12 protein-coding genes and 1 pseudogene are annotated in these 17,000 nt (G+C 71.6%); 4 read left to right on the forward strand and 9 right to left on the reverse strand.

Annotated elements, in window-relative coordinates:
- Nucleotides 1-18 precede the first annotated feature (18 nt).
- From ABZ840_RS23340 to ABZ840_RS23355, 4 genes are read right to left on the reverse strand one after another with little or no spacing between them, the layout of a single operon-like run.
- On the reverse strand, nucleotides 19-1,239 hold the full coding sequence (locus tag ABZ840_RS23340; RefSeq protein WP_361562035.1) for a glycosyl hydrolase: 1,221 nt from the start codon (nucleotides 1,237-1,239) through the stop codon (nucleotides 19-21).
- Nucleotides 1,240-1,269: 30 nt separating this feature from the next.
- Nucleotides 1,270-2,055, reverse strand: coding sequence for a carbohydrate ABC transporter permease (locus tag ABZ840_RS23345; RefSeq protein WP_361562182.1), 786 nt, complete (start codon nucleotides 2,053-2,055; stop codon nucleotides 1,270-1,272).
- Nucleotides 2,056-2,096: 41 nt separating this feature from the next.
- Nucleotides 2,097-2,975 carry a sugar ABC transporter permease gene (locus tag ABZ840_RS23350; protein ID WP_361562036.1) on the reverse strand — a complete coding sequence of 293 codons (879 nt, stop codon included), beginning with the start codon at nucleotides 2,973-2,975 and terminating at the stop codon, nucleotides 2,097-2,099.
- A 3-nt stretch (nucleotides 2,976-2,978) separates the two neighbouring features.
- Nucleotides 2,979-4,289: a sugar ABC transporter substrate-binding protein gene (locus tag ABZ840_RS23355; RefSeq protein WP_361562037.1), complete on the reverse strand. Its 1,311-nt coding sequence runs from the start codon at nucleotides 4,287-4,289 to the stop codon at nucleotides 2,979-2,981.
- 209 nt (nucleotides 4,290-4,498) lie between these two features.
- Here ABZ840_RS23355 and ABZ840_RS23360 point away from each other — a divergent pair, with 209 nt between their 5' ends.
- Together ABZ840_RS23360 and ABZ840_RS23365 are read left to right on the forward strand one after the other, a co-directional pair.
- Nucleotides 4,499-5,590 (forward strand): LacI family DNA-binding transcriptional regulator, encoded by a 1,092-nt coding sequence (locus ABZ840_RS23360; protein ID WP_361562038.1) that lies wholly within the window; start codon nucleotides 4,499-4,501, stop codon nucleotides 5,588-5,590.
- Between the two features lie 141 nt (nucleotides 5,591-5,731).
- On the forward strand, nucleotides 5,732-7,063 hold the full coding sequence (locus ABZ840_RS23365; protein ID WP_361562039.1) for a formimidoylglutamate deiminase: 1,332 nt from the start codon (nucleotides 5,732-5,734) through the stop codon (nucleotides 7,061-7,063).
- Nucleotides 7,064-7,090: 27 nt separating this feature from the next.
- Here the strand turns inward: ABZ840_RS23365 and ABZ840_RS23370 are convergent.
- The 5 genes and pseudogenes from ABZ840_RS23370 to ABZ840_RS23390 form a co-directional block, all read right to left on the reverse strand.
- Nucleotides 7,091-8,539 (reverse strand): annotated as a pseudogene (locus ABZ840_RS23370) (glycoside hydrolase family 30 beta sandwich domain-containing protein); the annotation flags it as partial.
- Nucleotides 8,540-8,662: 123 nt separating this feature from the next.
- Entirely contained in the window at nucleotides 8,663-10,024 is a 1,362-nt protein-coding gene (locus tag ABZ840_RS23375; RefSeq protein WP_361562040.1) for a GH1 family beta-glucosidase, read from the reverse strand.
- Nucleotides 10,025-10,044: 20 nt separating this feature from the next.
- Nucleotides 10,045-10,908, reverse strand: a complete 864-nt coding sequence (locus ABZ840_RS23380) for a carbohydrate ABC transporter permease (RefSeq protein ID WP_361562041.1) — start codon at nucleotides 10,906-10,908, stop codon at nucleotides 10,045-10,047.
- Nucleotides 10,901-11,917 carry a sugar ABC transporter permease gene (locus tag ABZ840_RS23385; protein WP_361562042.1) on the reverse strand — a complete coding sequence of 339 codons (1,017 nt, stop codon included), beginning with the start codon at nucleotides 11,915-11,917 and terminating at the stop codon, nucleotides 10,901-10,903. Before ABZ840_RS23385 ends, ABZ840_RS23380 begins: the two co-directional genes overlap by 8 nt.
- Nucleotides 11,918-11,928: 11 nt before the next feature.
- Nucleotides 11,929-13,245, reverse strand: a complete 1,317-nt coding sequence (locus tag ABZ840_RS23390; protein WP_361562043.1) for a sugar ABC transporter substrate-binding protein — start codon at nucleotides 13,243-13,245, stop codon at nucleotides 11,929-11,931.
- Between the two features lie 141 nt (nucleotides 13,246-13,386).
- On the opposite strand from ABZ840_RS23390, the gene ABZ840_RS23395 reads away from it, so the two are divergent.
- Together ABZ840_RS23395 and ABZ840_RS23400 are read left to right on the forward strand one after the other, a co-directional pair.
- Nucleotides 13,387-14,673, forward strand: a complete 1,287-nt coding sequence (locus ABZ840_RS23395) for an ROK family protein (RefSeq protein WP_361562044.1) — start codon at nucleotides 13,387-13,389, stop codon at nucleotides 14,671-14,673.
- A gap of 132 nt (nucleotides 14,674-14,805) precedes the next feature.
- A complete protein-coding gene (locus ABZ840_RS23400) occupies nucleotides 14,806-16,791 on the forward strand; it encodes a hypothetical protein (protein WP_361562045.1) in 1,986 nt (661 codons plus the stop codon).
- Nucleotides 16,792-17,000: the final 209 nt, after the last annotated feature.

Consider the following 17,000-nt stretch of genomic DNA (forward strand, 5'->3'; position numbering starts at 1 on the left):
GGGCGGTACGGGGTGGGGTCAGACCTCGTCGGGGGTGAGCACGTCGGTGATGCCGCGGCTCTTCAAATGCGCGTCGGATGCGGCGAGTTCACGCTGTACGCAGGCCGGTCGCAGGCCGCGTTCCGCGAGCCGCATCCACGCCTCGAAGACGGGACCGCCGGGCGCGCACGGCGTACCGCTCTCCACGGCCAGTGCGAGGGTGCGCGGCTCCGGGGCATGCGGCGCGGCCCGCTCCTCCCGCACGGCCTCGGCGAACGCCCGGCCGGCGGGCTTGACCTCGCGGTCGTTGGTCAGCAGCCCGAGGCTGTACTCCAGCTCGGGGAAGTCGGCCAGCGCCCGGTCCACGTCGTGCGAGCACCACCACGTGATGCCCCACAGGTCCGGGCAGTCCAGCGCGGCGCGCACGGTGTCCCGGAGGAAGGTGGGCGCGTGCTCGGCGGGGATGTGCGGCGCGGGCGCGCCGACCTCCTGGAGCCACACCGGCCGGGCCGGGTCCTCCGCCCACGCCTTGGACAGCTCGATGAGGTACGCGGCGTGCTGCCCGGTGGCGGTGGACTCCCGCCCGTACCGCTGGGCCGTCCCGTTGAACACCCACGCGTGCACGGCGGTCAGCGCGCCGAGCGTGGCGGAGTGGGCCGGGGTGAACGGGTGCCCGTCGAGGTACCAGGCCGCGTCGTAGGAGGCGTGCAGGTGGAGGCGGTCCGGTGCGCCGCGTTCACAGGCCGCCAGCATCCGCTCCAGCCAGGCGGTGGCCTGCGCGGGGGTGATGCGGTCGGGGTCGGGGTGCGGGTCGCCGGAGAACTGGTTGGTCTCGTTGCCGAGCGTCATGCCGAGGAAGTTCCGCCGGTCGGCGAGGGCCGCGGCCAGCGTCTCCAGGTACGTGGCCTGGCCGTCCAGCACGTCGGGGTCGGTGAAGAGGTTGCGGCGGTGCCAGGTGGTGGTCCAGGCGGGCACGAAGTCGAAGCTGGAGAGGTGGCCCTGGAGGCCGTCGACGGCGACGTCCAGTCCGCGTTCGGCCGCCGCGTCGGCGAGCGCGACCAGCTGGTCCACCGCGCGCGGCCGGATCAGGGTGCGGTTGGGCTGGAAGAGCGGCCAGAGCGGGAAGACGCGTACGTGGTCCAGCCCGAGCGCGGCGACGGAGTCCAGGTCGGCGCGTACCTCGTCCAGGTCGAAGTCGAGCCAGTGGTGGAACCAGCCGCGGGTGGGTGTGTAGTTCACGCCGAAGCGCAAGGGGTGCATTCGCAGGGGTCCTGTCCCTTCGGTGGTGAGTCAGCCCTTGACCGCGCCCTCGCCGACGCCGCGGAAGAAGTACCGCTGGAGGCACGCGAACATCACGATCAGCGGGGCGACCGCGATGATCGTGCCGGCCGCGACCACGCGGGGCTTGTCGGCGAAGGTGCCGTGCAGGAAGTTCAGGCCGACGGTGAGGGTGAAGTGGTCGGGGTCGGAGAGGACGATCAGCGGCCAGAGGAAGTCGTCCCAGGCGCCCATGAACGCGAAGATCGCGACGACCGCGAGGGTGCCCCTGACCGACGGCAGCGCGATGCGCCAGAAGCGCTGCCAGACGTTGGCACCGTCCACGACGGCCGCCTCCTCGATCTCGTACGGGATCGCGCGGAAGGCGTTGCGCATCAGGAGCACGTTGAGCGCCCCGACGCTGCCGGGCAGGACCACGGCCACCAGTGTGTTGTTCAGGCCCAGGTCACGCATGGTGGTGAACTGCGCGATGATGATCGACTCCAGCGGTACGAGCAGCGCGGCGACGAAGACCAGACCGGCCGCCGTCCGGCCGCGGAACCGCAGCCGGGCCAGCGCGTAGCCGGCGAGCGAGGCGCCGAAGCAGTTGGTGAGGACGTTGGCGGCCGCGACCTTCAGCGAGTTCAGCGCGTAGTCCCACACCGGGATGATGCGGGCCACCTCGCCGTAGTTGGCGAGCGTCGGATCGTGCGGGACGAACGAGGGCGGCGAGGGATAGATGTTCTCGCTCGGGCCCTTGAGCGAGGTGGACAGCTGCCACAGGAAGGGGCCGACGGAGATCGCCAGCACGGCGAGCATCAGCACGTAGCGCACGATCCGCTCCGTGCGGCCGACGCGGGTCACGCGGTCTTCTCCTTACGGTCGGCACGCAGCACCAGCAGCATCAGCAGCAGGGCGATGCAGAAGATGACGAGGGACAGGGCGGAGGCGTAGCCGACCCGCCCGGACAGTCCGGTGCCGGAGCGCTGGACGAGCATCACCAGCGTGCTGTCCTCGCCGGCCGGGCCGCCGGTCGGCCCGGCCAGCAGGTACACCTCGGAGAACACCTTGAAGGCGGCGACCGAGGAGAGCGCGCCGACCAGCACCATCGTGGAGCGCACCGCGGGCACGGTGACGGTGACGAAGCGGCGCAGCGGCCCCGCGCCGTCCACGGCCGCGGCCTCGTGCAGCTCCTTGGGCACCTGCGCCAGCGCCGCCAGGTAAATGATCATGTAGTAGCCGAGGCCCTTCCACACCGTCAGGGCCATCGCGCACAGCAGCACCAGCCAGGCGTCCCCGAGGAAGGACACCGGGCCCGCGCCCACCACCTCCAGCATGCTGTTGAGCAGCCCGCGGTCGTCCAGCATCCACACCCAGATCAGCGCGACGACGACCACGGACGCGACCACCGGCGTGTAGAAGGCGGCCCGGAAGAACACCACGCCCTTCAGCGGCTTCTCCACCAGCAGGGCCACCAGCAGCGGCAGCAGCACCGTGCAGGGCACCACGACCACCACGTACAGCAGGCTGTTGCGCAGCGCGGTCCAGAACTGCGGGTCGTGCAGCATCTCCTGGAAGTTGCGCAGCCCCACCCACACACCGGGAGTGAGCGTGCGCGCGTCGGTGAAGGCGTGCTGCACCGTGCTGAGGAACGGGTGGAGGACGAAGACCGCGACCACCGCCAGGCCGGGCAGCAGGAAGAGCCAGGGGCTGGCCGCGCGATGGGTACGTGCGCTCATCGCTCAGCCCTGCTGGAGCAGCCGGTTGCTCTGCCCGACCGCGTCGTCCAGCGCCTGCTTCGGCGACTTGTCGCCCTGGAGTGCCTTGGCGACCTCGTTCTGCAGGACGGTCTTCATCTCCTCGGTCATCACCACGGGCGTGTAGTTGACCGCGCCGTCCAGCATCTTCGCCGAGGCCACCCGCACCCGGCCCTCGTCGGTGCCGTCGTCCTTCGTCCAGTACGGCTTGTCCAGCGAGCCCTTGGTACTGGGGAAGACCGCGACCTGGTGCGCGAAGGACTCCTGGTTGCGCTGGTTGGTGACGAACCGCGCGAAGGCGATGGCCGTCGCCTTGTGCTCGCTGCGGTCGTTGATGCCGAGGCCCATCACGTACATGTTGGGCTTGCCGGTGTTGGCGGGCGCGTCGGTGATGCCGAGGTTCTTGTACAGATCCGGCGCGTTCTCCTTGAAGTTGGCCAGATCGTGCGCGCTGCCCGGGTTCATCGCCACCCGCTGCTGGAGGAACTTCCGGCCCGCGCTCTCCGGAGTGGCGCTCAGCGCCTGCGAGTCCAGCCCGCCGCTCTCGAACAGCTTCTTGTACGCGGTGAGCAGCTCCACGCCGCGCTTTTCGTTGTACGTGAAGCGCGTCGCGTCGGCGTTCATCAGCCGCACGCCGTACCGCCCGAAGTCCTCGATCGCGGGCACCCCGGCCAGCGTGGCGACCTTCCCGCCGGAGGACTTCGCCATCCTCCCGGCGTCGGCGAAGAGCGCGTCGTACGTCGTCGGCGGCTTCTCCGGGTCCAGCCCGGCCTTCTTGAAGAGTGCCTTGTTGTAGAACAGCGGGCCGGTGTTGAGGTACCAGGGGAAGGCGTACGCGCCGTCCAGGCCCGGGAGTTCGTTGCCCTTCCAGGCCTCCGGTGTGTAGTCCCGCTTGGCCTTGGCGGTGACCGGCTCCTTGTCGAGGTTCATCAGCAGCCCGGCCTTGGCCAGCGGGTAGGACAGGTCGGGGGAGACGTTCACCACGTCGGGCAGGGTGCCGCCGCCGGCGTCCGCGCTGAGCTTCTCGGGGTAGTTCTCCGCCGGCTGGTCGATCCACTTCACCTTCGTGCCGGGGTGCGCCTCCTCGAACTCGTCGATGAGGCCGTTGAAGTAGTCCTTGTACTGCGCCCGCAGGTTCCAGGTCTGGAAGGTGATGTGGCCGCCGACCTTGCCGTCGGCGGCGCTGCCGCCGCTGTCGGCACCGCCCCCGCAGGCGCCCAGCAGCAGCGCACCCGCCAGCAGCGGTACGGCGGTACGGGCGGGTCTCGGCACACGGGTACCCCGGAAAGTGCGCATGGCCGCGCGGCTCCTTCGGTCGGTCCTGGGTGGGCGTCCCAAAAGGTGCCCGCAGCCGCCGAGTTACGTCAACACTCTTTGCGGGAATTTCTTTTCGTCGCCTCGAAGTCGCTGGTCAGAGCGGTAAGTTCGGGGCTCTTGCGCGAATCGCTAATGCGCTTTAGTCTTTCCGCACTCAAGCGCATTAGTAGGGAAGCGGAAGAGGGAGCATGCGCCGTACGCCGGCCCGGCGGCCGACCATGAAGGACATCGCCCTGCGTGCCGGGGTGTCCGAGAGTGCGGTCTCCTTCGCGCTCAACGACCGCCCCGGCGTCTCGCCCGTGACCCGGGAGCGCATCCGCCGGGTCGCCGAACAGCTCGGCTGGCAGCCCCGCGCCGCCGCCCGTGCGCTGTCCGGCGAGGGCTCGGCCACCGTAGGGCTCGTCCTGGCCCGCCCGGCCCGCACCCTCGGCGTCGAGTCCTTCTTCCTCCAGCTGGTCTCCGGCATCCAGGAGGAGCTCTCCCAGCGCGGGCTGGGGCTGCTCTTCCAGGTGGTCGAGGGGCTGGACGCGGAGTGCGCGACCTACCGCCGCTGGTGGGCCGAGCACCGCGTGGACGGCGTCCTGGTCGTCGACCCGCGCCAGGACGACCCGCGCCCCGACCTGCTCGGCGGGCTGGGACTGCCCGCCGTGATGATCGGCGCCGCCGACCGGGGCGCGGAGGACGGCGAGCCGCCGGCGGTCTCCACCCTCGGCGCCGACGACGCCGGCATCATGGCGGCGATCGTCGGCCATCTCCACGCGCTCGGCCACCGCCGTATCACGCACATCGCCGGGCTGCCCGAATTCGCCCACACCCAGCGCCGGATCGCCTCCCTGCGCGCCGAGGCCGCCCGCCTCGGGCTCTCCGAGGCCGCCTCGGTGACCACCGACTACTCCGACAGCGAGGGCGCGGCGGCCACCCGCCGGGTGCTGGACCAGCCGCAGCCGCCCACCGCCCTGATCTACGACAACGACGTACTCGCCGTCGCCGGGCTGGCCGTCGCCACCGGGCGCGGCATCCGCGTCCCCGACCGGCTCTCCCTGGTCGCGTGGGACGATTCGGTGCTGTGCCGCAGCGTGCACCCGGCGCTGACCGCGCCGCTGCGCGACACCGCCGCCTTCGGCCGGCACGCGGCCCAGGCCCTCACTGCCCTGCTGGACGGTGCCCCCGCAGGCCACACCCAGGAACCGCTGCCCCGGATCCAGCCCAGGGGCAGCACGGGACCCGCACCGGCCGCGATGGCGCAAGAGGACCCTTCCGGACCGTCCCGGACATCCTGAACTCGCCCCCGTCACCGCCCCCTTGAGGCCACCTCCGTCAGAGGCGTTCCCAGTCGTACGGAGATCAACTACCGTTGACGGAGAGCTTCGTGGTCGCCGCGGTGCGTGACCGGCCGGGCGGCCCGTCGTCAGGGAGGCCGGATGACGTTTCATTGCGAATACGCCTGGCTCGGCGGCACCGGCGTCGCCGAGCAAGTCCTCATAGAAGTGGCCGACGGCCGGATCACCCGCGTCACCGACAACACCCCGGCACCGCCCGGTGCCGTCCGACTGCCCGGACTCACCGTCCCGGGCCTGGCCAACACCCACTCCCACGTCTTCCACCGTGCCATCCGCGGCCGCAGCCAGAGCGGCGTCACCGACTTCTGGCGCTGGCGCGACGTCATGTACGACGCAGCGGAACACCTCGACCCCGACCGGATGTACGCCCTGGCCCGCGCCACGTACGCCGAGATGGCGCTGTCCGGCATCACCGCCGTGGGCGAGTTCCACTACGTCCACCACAACCCCGACGGCACCCCGTACGACGACCCCAACGCCATGGGCCGCGCGCTCGCCGGCGCAGCGGCCGACGCCGGCATCCGGCTCACCCTCCTCGACACCTGCTATCTGATGGCCGACATCGACGGCAGACGGCTGGAGGGCGTGCAGCGGCGCTTCAGCGACGGCAGCGCGGAGGACTGGGCCCTGCGTACCCGAGACCTGCGGGACGGCGAGCGGCTGCGGATCGGCGCGGCCGTGCACAGCGTGCGCGCCGTGCCGCGCGAGGCGATGACGTTCGTGGCGGAGGACGCCCGGCGCCGTGGCGTACCGCTCCACGTCCACCTCTCCGAGCAGCCCGCCGAGAACGCCGCCTGCCGCCAGCGGTACGGCCGTACGCCCGCCCGCCTGCTGCACGAGAAGGGCGTGCTGGGCGAGGGCGCGACGGCGGTGCACGCCACGCACCTGGACTCCGCCGACATCGCGCTGCTCGGCGGCTCCGGCACCGGCGTATGCCTCTGCCCGACCACCGAACGCGACCTCGCCGACGGCATCGGCCCCGCCGGCCGGCTGGCGGCGGCCGGCACACCGCTGAGCCTCGGCAGCGACGCGCACATGATGATCGACCTGTGGGAGGAGGCCCGCGCCATCGAACTGGACGAGCGGCTGATCAGCGGCCGCCGCGGCCACTGGACCGCCGGTGAACTCCTCACCGCGGCGACCTCGGCGGGCACGGCCGCGCTCGGCTGGCCCGCCGGCCGGATAGCCCCGGGCAGGCTCGCCGATCTCACCACCGTACGGCTGGACTCGCCCCGTACGGCGGGGGCGCGGGCCGGCGATCCGCTGGCCCACGCCGTCTTCGCCGGCACCGCCGCCGACGTCAGTCATGTCGTCGTCGACGGCGAGCCGATCGTCGAGGACGGGCGCCACCTGCACATCGAGGATGTCGGCGGCGCCCTGGACAAGGCCATCACGGCCCTGCTGGCCGACTGAGGCGCGTACCGATCAGCCGGTGGGGGCGCCGGGCCACCTGAACGTGGCCACGGCGCCCGCCGGCAGCTCGTACCGGAGCGACCTGCCGCTCTCGGTGACGGAGAAGGTCCGCGCCGAGCCGGTGGCGTTGACCACCACGGAGACCCGCGAGCCGTCCGGGTTCTCGAAGGTCACGTTCTGCACCCCGCCGGAGCCCTGGCTGGTGGAGGCGATGCGGTGCGCGCCGCGGTCCACGAACTTGGCGACGTGGCCGAGGGTGTAGAACTCGGCGTTCTTGGTGACGGTGGACCCGTCGATCTGTACGACGCCGTTGCAGCGGGTGCCGCAGTTGCCGTAGTGCGGTCCGCCGTTCTTGTCGAGGGCGACGTTCCACAGCACCACGGTCTCCGCGCCGGAGCGCATGCTGCGGATGACCAGGTTCTCGGTCTGCCACTTCAGCGAGTCCGCGAAGGTGCGCGACGGGTCGTCGCTGTCGGTGCCGGAGCACTCGGTGAAGAAGACCCGCTTGCCCGCGTTCCGCACCTGCTGCTGGGCCTCGGGGTTGCCGCCGTAGCAGTGGAAGGCCGCGCCCTGGACGCGGGCGATGTCCTTCGTGCGGTCCAGGACGGTGAGCGGGAAGTCCGGGCGGTCCCAGTTGTGGTCGTAGGCGAAGAGCTGGGTGGGCAGCCCCGCGGCGGTCAGCCGGCCGTCCAGGATCCGCAGGAAGTCGGCCTGTTCCTCGGCCGACATACCCATCGAGGGATAGGTCGTCTGGAACAGCGGCTCGTTCTGCACGGTGAGGTCGTCGACGGTCACGCCGGCCTTGCCGTACGCCTGGACCGCCTTGACCAGGTAGTCGGCGTAGTCCCCGTAGTGCTCGCGGGTGAGCTTGCCGCCCGCCAGCTTTCCGCTGTCCTTCATCCACGCGGGCGCCGACCAGGGCGTGCCCATCACGCGGATGCCGGGGTTGATGCCCTTGGCCTGCTTCAGCAGCGGCAGGATCTCCTCGCCGTCCCGGCCGATGGAGAAGGACCCCTTGGTGTCCTCGTACGTGTAGTACGGCAGCCGGGCGACGAAGTCCGTGCCGCCGAAGGGCTGGCGCAGGTAGTCCAGCCCGATGCCCGCCCCGTCCCGGGAGAAGAGGTCCTTCATCAGGGTGGTGCGCTGTCCTTCGGGCAGCCCGGCCACCAGGTGTGCCGAGGCCTCGGTGAAGGAGGCGCCCGCACCGGTGAACTCCTGGCTCTTCTCGCGGGAGTCCACGCTGATGTCGATCTGCTGCTTGCCGCCGTCGAAGGACACGTCGCCGGCTTTGCTGAGCTTCTTCGCGCCGTCCGCCGTGGTGACCCACACCTGCGCGGTGGTCGCGGCGGTCCGGCCGGGGGCGGCGTAGGCGTAGCCGGCGGCGGTCACGACGAGCGCGGCTGAGACGGCCATCACCCTCCTCCACCGTGTCCCGGTCGATCTTTTTTGGGCATGCTGATGGTGCCTGTGTTCCATGATGCGGCTCCTCCGACAGATGTGGGCCGTTTTGTGTACAGGCGTTGCAGAACCGCCCGGGCGCGTCGTGGCAGGGTTTGGCGATCCGATGTGACGACGCGCCCGCGCGGGGCTTGTGGGGGGTTATGCCGCGCGGCGCTCCCGGTTCCGGTGGGCGCGGACGATCTCGGCGTACCGGCGCCCGCTGTCCTTGACGGTGCGCCGCTGGGTCTCGTAGTCGACGTGGACGAGGCCGAAGCGCTTGTCGTAGCCGTAGGCCCACTCGAAGTTGTCCAGCAGCGACCAGGCGAAATACCCGGCGAGCGGCACGCCTTGCGCCACCGCGTCGGCGCACGCGGACAGGTGCTCCTCCAGGTAGCGGACCCGCTCCGGGTCGTGCACCTGCCCGTCGGGGCCGACGGTGTCGGGGTAGGCCGAGCCGTTCTCGGTGACGTAGAGGCGGCGGGCGCCGTAGTCCTCCGTCATCCGCAGCAGCGTCTTCGTCAGCCCGGCCGGGTGCACCTCCCAGTCCATGCCGGTGTGGCGGGAGGCCGGCAGCTCGATCTGCCGGGCGTACGGCAGCGAACCCGCGGGATCGTCCGCGACGACGTTGCGGAAGTAGTAGTTCAGTCCGAGCCAGTCCAGGGGAGCGGCGATGGTCTCCAGGTCGCCCGCGCGGGCCGGCGGCTCGGTGCCGTACAGCTCCACCATGTCCTGCGGGTAGCCGCGGCCGTGCAGCGGGTCCATCCACCAGCGGTTGGTGTGCCCGTCGGAGCGGCGCGCCGCCGCGTGGTCGGCGTCGCTGTCGCTCGCCGGTTCGCAGTGCGTGAGGTTGTTGACGATGCCGACCTGCGCGCCGGGCACCGCGGCGCGGATCGCCTGTACCGCGAGGCCGTGCCCGAGGTGCAGGTGGAAGGAGGCGCGGACCGCGGCGGTGACGTCGGTCAGCCCCGGCGCCATCCGCCCTTCCAGGTGACCGATCCACGCGGAGCACAATGGTTCGTTCAGGGTGCCCCACTGCGTGACGCGGTCGCCGAGCCGCTCGGCGACGACCGCGGCGTACGCGGCGAAGTGCTCGGCGGTCTCCCGCTCCGGCCAGCCGCCCCGGTCCTGGAGCGCCTGCGGCAGGTCCCAGTGGTAGAGCGTGACGTACGGCGTGATGCCGGCTTCCAGGAGGCCGTCGGTGAGCCGGTCGTAGAAGTCCAGGCCCGCCTTGTTGACCGGCCCGTCGCCGCCCGGCACGACCCGGGGCCAGGCCACCGAGAAGCGGTAGGCGTCGGCGCCGAGCTGCCCCATGAGATCGATGTCCGCGCGCCAGCGGTGGTAGTGGTCGCAGGCCACGTCGCCGGTGTCGCCCTTGTGGACCTTGCCGGGGGTGTGGCTGAAGGTGTCCCAGATGGACGGCGCGCGGCCGTCCTCGGCCGCCGCGCCTTCGATCTGGTACGCGGCGGTGGCCGTTCCCCACACGAAGTCGGCGGGGAGCGAGTCGAGGTACGAGTCGGACACGGAGTTCCTTTCCGCGGTGGTCACTTGACGGCGCCGGCCGTGAGTCCGGCGACGAGGTAGCGCTGGAGCAGCAGAAAGCCCGCGACGACGGGGACGCTGACGACGAGCGAGGCAGCCATGATCTGGTTCCAGTACACCTCGGTCTGGGTGGCGTAGCCCTGCAGGCCGATCGCGAGCGTGCGGGTGACGTCATTGGTCATGACCGAGGCGAAGAGCACCTCGCCCCAGGCGGTCATGAACGAGTAGATGGCCACCGCGACGATGCCGGGCACGGCGGCCGGCACGACGACCCGTACGAGGGCGCCGAGCGGCCCGCAGCCGTCGACCTGCGCCGCCTCGTCCAGGTCGCGCGGGATGGAGTCGAAGTAGCCCACCAGCATCCAGATGGAAAGCGGCAGGGTGAACGTCATGTACGTGAGGATCAGGCCGCCGCGCGAGCCGTAGAGCGCGACGCCGGTGGCGTTCCCGATGTTCACGAAGATCAGGAAGAGCGGGAGGAGGAAGAGGATGCCGGGGAACATCTGCGTGGACAGCACGGTGACGGTGAACAGCCGCTTCCCCCGGAAGCGGTAGCGGCTGACCGCGTACGCCGCGAACACCGCGATCACCACCGAGCAGGCGGTCGCCGCACCCGCGACGATCAGGGAGTTCACGAAGTACCGGCCCAGCGGCACGGTCTCCCAGATGTCCAGGTACGGCTGGAACGTCACCCGGCTGGGGAACCACCGGAAGGCGCCGGTCACGTCCTGCAGCGGCTTGAGCGAACTGCTGAGCATCACGTACAGCGGGGTGGCCGTGAAGAGCGTCAGCAGGGTGAGCAGCACTCGCCGGGTCCAGAGGAAGGACCGGGGCGGCGCGGTGGGCGACTTGACGGCCTCAGCCATGCTCGCCCCTCCTTCCACGGCCGGTGACCAGCAGGTACGCGGCCGTCACCACGAGCAGGAAGAGCAGCAGCAGGACGGACATGGCCGACCCCGAGCCGAAGTTCCAGGTCTCGAAGGACGCCTGGTAGATGTGGATCGAGATCAGGTCGGCGGCCTCCGGCGCCGACTTGCCGAAGAGCACGAACGGCACGTTGAAGTCGTTGAAGGTCCACAGGAAGAGGACCAGGACCAGAACCTGGTTGACGGGGCGGAGGGCCGGCAGGGTGATGTGCCGGATCTGCTTCCAGATCCCGGCGCCGTCCAGCTGCGCCGCCTCGTAGGACTCCTGCGGAATGTTCTGCAGCGCCGCCGTCAGCATCAGGAACGCGAACGGCCAGGTGCGCCATACCGACGTCACCACGAGCGCCGTGAAGCTGTTGTCGCCGACCAGCCAGAACGTGGCCGTCCCGGTGAGGCCCAGCTGGTCGTGGAGCACGTGGTTGACCAGCCCGTTGTCCCGCTGGAGCAGGAAGGACCAGGTGATGACGGCGGTGTAGACCGGCAGCGCGTACGGGGTGAGGAACAGGGCCCGCAGCAGGCCGCGGCCGCGGAACCGGTCCTGCATGAGGATCGCCGCCGTCACGCCGAGCAGCCAGGCCAGCCCCACGGCGAGCACGGTGAAGGCGCAGGTGACCGCGAAGGAGTGGAGCAGCGCCCGGCCCACCGGGGCGTCGAAGTCGACCGCGACGCGGAAGTTGTCCAGGCCGGCCCAGGGCGCCGCGCCCCAGTTGCGGATGTACTCGTGGGTGAGCTGCTTGAAGCTCATCGCGATGCCGATGACCATCGGCACGATGTGGATCAGCAGTTCGAGCGCGAGAGCGGGGAGCAGCAGGAGGTAGGGGAGGCCGCCGCGTCTGATCCGGTCGGGGAGGAAGGAACGGCGCGGCGGCCTGCTCGGGGGTGGCGCGCCGGACGGCGACGTGCTGGGGGCCGCCGTCCCGGCCGCTTCGTGCTGTGCGGTGGTGGTCATGGCAGCGGATCTCACTTCTGCATCTGCTGCTGGGCCTCGGTCAGCTTCGCCCGCACGTCGGCGGTGGTCAGCTTCTTGCCCGCCGCCGCGTCGGCCAGCAGTTCCTTCATCGCGCCGCCGACCAGCGTCTCGAACTGCGACTCGTCGGGGACCTGCGGCAGCGGCGCCGCGCTCTTGGCGAGCACCTCGCGCTGCACGGCCTCGTCCGGGTCACGCGGCTTGCTCTTCTGCGCGTCCAGCACGGGGGAGAGCGCCCCGAACTTGGCGGTGAGGATCTGCTGTTCCTCGGTGGAGGTCATGAACTTCACGAACTTCAGCGCGCCGTCGATGTTGTCGGTGTTGTCGAAGACGGCCATGTTGATGCCGCCGACCATGGAGTTGACGTTGCGCCGGCCGCCCGAGTCGCCGGACTGGAACGGCACGGGCGCCACCCCGTACTCGTCCGCCTTCATGCCGTGCGCGAGCAGCGAGGTGCGCGCGGCCTGCCACAGCAGCATCCCGGCCTTGCCGGTGGCGAAGTCCCGTACGGACTGGTTCTGCGCGTACTCGGCGTTGCCGGGCGCGGCGATCTTGTCCTTCGCGAGGAAGTCGATGTACTGCTTGACGGCCTCGACGTTCGCGGGCTTGTCGAAGGTGGGCTTCCCGGCGGCGTCGAAGAAGTCGGCGCCGTGCTGCTTGCCGAAGACGAAGGCGTGGTGGGAGTTCTCCGCCACGTTGCCGCCCTCGACGGCCAGCCCGTACTTGCCGTCCTTGGTGAGCTTCTTCCCGTCGGCCACCAGCTCGTCCCAGGTGGTGGGCGGGCGGGAGATGCCCGCCTCCTTGAACATCTGCTTGTTGTAGTACAGCGCGTACGTCAGCGAGTACAGCGGCACCGCCGCCGGGTCCTTCTTCGCCTCACCGGTGGCGGCCATCGGGGCCGGCGCGAACCGTTCCTTGCCGCCGATCTTCTTGAAGGTCTTGTCGTCGAACGCCAGCAGCGCGCCGCTCTTCTGCAGCGACGAGGACCAGGTGTTGCCGATGTTGAGCACGTCCGGGCCCTGCCCGGAGGAGGTCGCGGCGAGGATCCGGTCGAGGATGGTGGCCCAGGGGATGACCTCCAGCTTGACCTTGATTCCGGTCTGCTGTTCGAACTTCTTCAGCTCCGGACCGAGCACCTTCTTGTCCGCCTCCAGGCTGGACCCCTGGTTGGTCGCCCAGTAGGTCAGCTCCTTCGGGCTGTCGTTGTTGGCGCCGCCTCCGAGGGCGGTCCCGCCGCCACAGCCGGTGGCCAGGGCGGCGGTCAGTGCGGTGGTGAGCGCGGCGACTGCCGCCATACGGGTTCTACGCATGGTCGTTGTGGCCCCTCCGGGAGGCGAGCATCAAAGCTCTGAACGCGGCTCCGTATTAACTTAAGGCGTGAGTTAAGTAGTGAAAGAAGGGGTCGTCAAGACACTCGGCACCGGTAAGTTGCCGGGAGAGGAAGGAGCCACATGCCCGAACGCCACCGCCGGACGGTCCGTGATCTGCGCCGCGGCAACCGTGCGCGACTGCTGCGCCGCCTGTATTTGGAGGGTCCGCTGAGCCGCCAGGAACTCGCCGCGCGGACCGGCCTGAGCTCGGCGTCCATCAGTAACGTCACGTCCGAACTGCTCGCCGACGGCCTGCTGGAGGAGGCCGGCTCGGTCGACTCCGACGGCGGGCGCCCGCGCATCCTGCTGCGGGTCGCGCCGGGCGCCGGGTCACTCATCGGGGTGGATGTCGGCGAGACACGAATACGCGTTGAACTCTTCGACCTGTCGATGGCCGAGCTGGCCCGCTGCGAACATCCCTTGAAGGACGACGGTCACAACGTCACCCACGTCGTACGCCTGATAGCCGACGGCCTGAAGGCGGTGAGCCGTACCGGCGTCCCGCACGGACCGCTGCTCGGCATCGGCGTCGGCGTGCCCGGCATCGTCGAGGACGACCCGGCACGCGGCGGCGCGGTGGTGCACGGCCAGACCGTCGACTGGGACGCCGTCCCCCTGGAGGAGCTGCTTCGCGAAGCGGCCCAACTGGGCGACGCAGCACCGCTGTTCGTGTCCAACGGCGCCAAGACGCTCGGTCAGGCGGAGATGTGGTTCGGTGCCGGCCGGGGCGCGCGCGACGCCGTCATCGCCCTCATCGGCTCCGGCGTCGGCGCCAGCGTGATCACCGACGGCAGCGCGTACGGCGGCGCCGCACACGGCGCGGGGGAGTGGGGGCACACCACCATGCAGCTGCGCGGCCGCCGCTGCCGGTGCGGCGCCCGCGGCTGCCTGGAGGCGTACGTCGGCGCCGAAGCGGTCCTGGAACGGTGGCGGGAAGCGGGCGGCGCGGCCCCCTCCGGTGCCGACGAGGAGAGCGCGCTGGCCGCCCTGCTCGCTGCCGACGACCCGGCCACCGCCGAGGTGCTGGCCGAGACCGCCGAGTACCTCGGTGCGGGCATCGCCGACCTGGTGAACCTCTTCAACCCCGAACGCATCGTGCTGGCCGGCTGGGCCGGCCTCCTCCTCGGCACCCGCCTGCTGCCCGCCGTACGCGAGGCCACCGCGGCCTACGCGCTGCGCTATCCGGCGGCCCGCGCCACCATCGAACTCGGCCGCCTCGGCGCGGACGCGGTCACCGTCGGCGCCGCCACCCTGCCCCTGAGCCGCTTCCTCGACACGGGAGGGACCGCACCCGCACACGTCCCGCGAACCGCACCCGCGCCACGCCGCGGCCCGGCAGCGCAGCCCACCGCGGGCCTCGGTACCTGACGGGCCCCTCCCGCGCGTGCCGGGCGCTGTCGTGACGTGCGCGAACCGGACAGAGCGTCAGCGTGACCGTCGTACGTGTCACTCGTTTGCCTGGTGCGGAATTCGTCGTATCCGCCGGAGGGGGCGATCGGCATGTGGGGGCGAGGACGGCGGCAGGCCAAAGGGGCTGCCGCACGGATCAACGCGGAGCGGGCCGAGGCCGCGCTCATGGAGGCGTATCCACAGCTCGTGCGGATCGCCTTCGTGGCGCTGCCGCCGGCGCTGGGCCGCCATCGGCGGGTGCTCGTGGCCCACGGGCTGGTGCAGCGGGCGCTGCCCGGACCGCTCGGCGCCGCGCTGCCCGGCGGCGACGGCCCGCCCGGCGATACGGCGGGCCCCGGGCCGAAGCCCGAGTACGCCTGGGTGCGCGAGCGCGTCCTGACCGCGTGCCTGGCGTACGGCGCCCGGCCACGGCGCTGGCCCCGCCGGCTGCCGTGGCCACGGGCCCTGCGGCCCGCGCTGCCGGCCGTCTGGGGACTGCGGCTCTTCCCGCGCGCGGGCAGCGGGGACACCACTTCGCTCGACCGCGCGCTGGCCGCGGCGTCCGCCCCGGCACGCGCGCTGTTCGCGCTGTGCTCGCTGGAGGACATGCCGAAGGAGGCGGCCCGCGAGCTGCTCACCCGGCTCGGCACACCGCCCGACGCGGCGGCGCGCCGCGACGCCGAACAGTTGCTGTACCTGAGCGCGCGGGCGGCGGCGGACCTGGGGAACGCCTCCGAGTTCGACCCCTGCTCCGTGCAGACCCGGCCGACGGACCTGCTGCGCCGCAGACGGCGGCGGCGGCTCGCCGGCCTCACCGCCGCACTGCTGGCCCTGGTGACGATATCCGTGCTGCCCGCCACGTCGGGCGACGGTTTCGGAGGGACCCCGAGCGCCGGCGACGCCATATCCGCGGACCTCGCCCCCGTCATGGACACCGGCCGCCTGGTCCGGGCCCCCGGCGACCGGTGGGCCGACACCTCGCGCGTCGACTTCACCGCCTGGGCCCCGCGCGGCGCCCGCGTGGACGACACGGAGCTGCTGCACCGCGCGCTCGCCGCCTGGGCCCACCCGGCGCCCGGCACCGAGGTCACGTCGGCAGCCGCGACCACCGAAGAACTTCCCGCCACCCCGCCCGCGTTGCTGTACGCGGGCGACATCGACGGCCGCGCCGTCGTCGTCCTCCACGACGAGCGCCGCATCGTCCGCTACACCGAGCCGAGCGACGGCGACGGCACGGCCGCGCTGGACTTCGCGCGGGCCGACGACGCCGATGTGACCACCGCGGCGGCCGTGGTCGTCAGCCGCACCGCGCGGCAGGTGCGCTTCCTCACCGCCCCCTGGATCGCCACCGCCGAACGGCGGGACCTCCGGCGCCCCGACACCCCGGCCCGGTCCGTACGCGTAGCGCGCGACGGCGTCACGGAGCCGGTGGCGCGGCCGAAGTACGGCGACTGCAACGCCCGTCCCGCGCTGCAGCTCAAGTCCTCCGCACGCATCGTGGAGCACCACACCTTCGTCGTCGCCGACCTCGGCGACCTGCTCCCGGCCCACCTCACCTACATGCCGCTGCCGGACCGCGAGCGCCCGCGTCCCCCGCGCGAGGCCACGAGTACGGAGGCGCTGCGCGCCTGGGCCGCCTCGGCGTGCGGGATGAGCGGGCTGCGGGGCGGCGGAGTGCGGAGCGTCAGCGTGTGGGACTTCGCCCGCCAGCGGCTGCCGGAGGACGGCGGCCACGCGGTGTGGTCCTGCCGCCGCGCTGACACCTGGCGCGGCCCGGGCGACATCGAAGTGGGACTGCGGCGCCCCGAGGCCGCGCCCGACGCCGATGCCACGGTGGTCGCCCGCGACCGGGACACCGCCGCGTGCAGCCGCTTCGGCCAGCACGTCGTGGCGAGCACGCGGTGGCGCAGCCCCTCGAAGAAGTGGTACCTCCTCGCCGCCGGCAGCCGCGCGGTCACCGGGCTGGAGGTGACCGGCGACGTACGGGCCACCACCGAGGAGCCGACCCTCGCCCGGCGAGCCCCGAAGGACGCCCGTACGCAGGTGACCGCCGACTTCCCGGAAGGGGAGCAACTCCGGTCTCCGGGCAGCGAGTAGAGCACATCTCCCGCCGAGGGCCGGGTGCCTGACCGACAGGCACCCGGCCCTCAGTGCTGACGATTCCTTGACACCGGTTCTGGCCGCCCGCAGACTCGTTGCGCCAAGCGCACTATGTTTCTTCATACGCAACGAGGTGCATGATGCTTCCCACGCGTCGTCCCGCGGGTGCCGCGCCGTACCTGCCGCCCTCCCGTGCCGCCGAACAC

The organism is Streptomyces sp. NPDC047117, assembly GCF_040643545.1.
Taxonomy (GTDB): Bacteria; Actinomycetota; Actinomycetes; order Streptomycetales; family Streptomycetaceae; genus Streptomyces.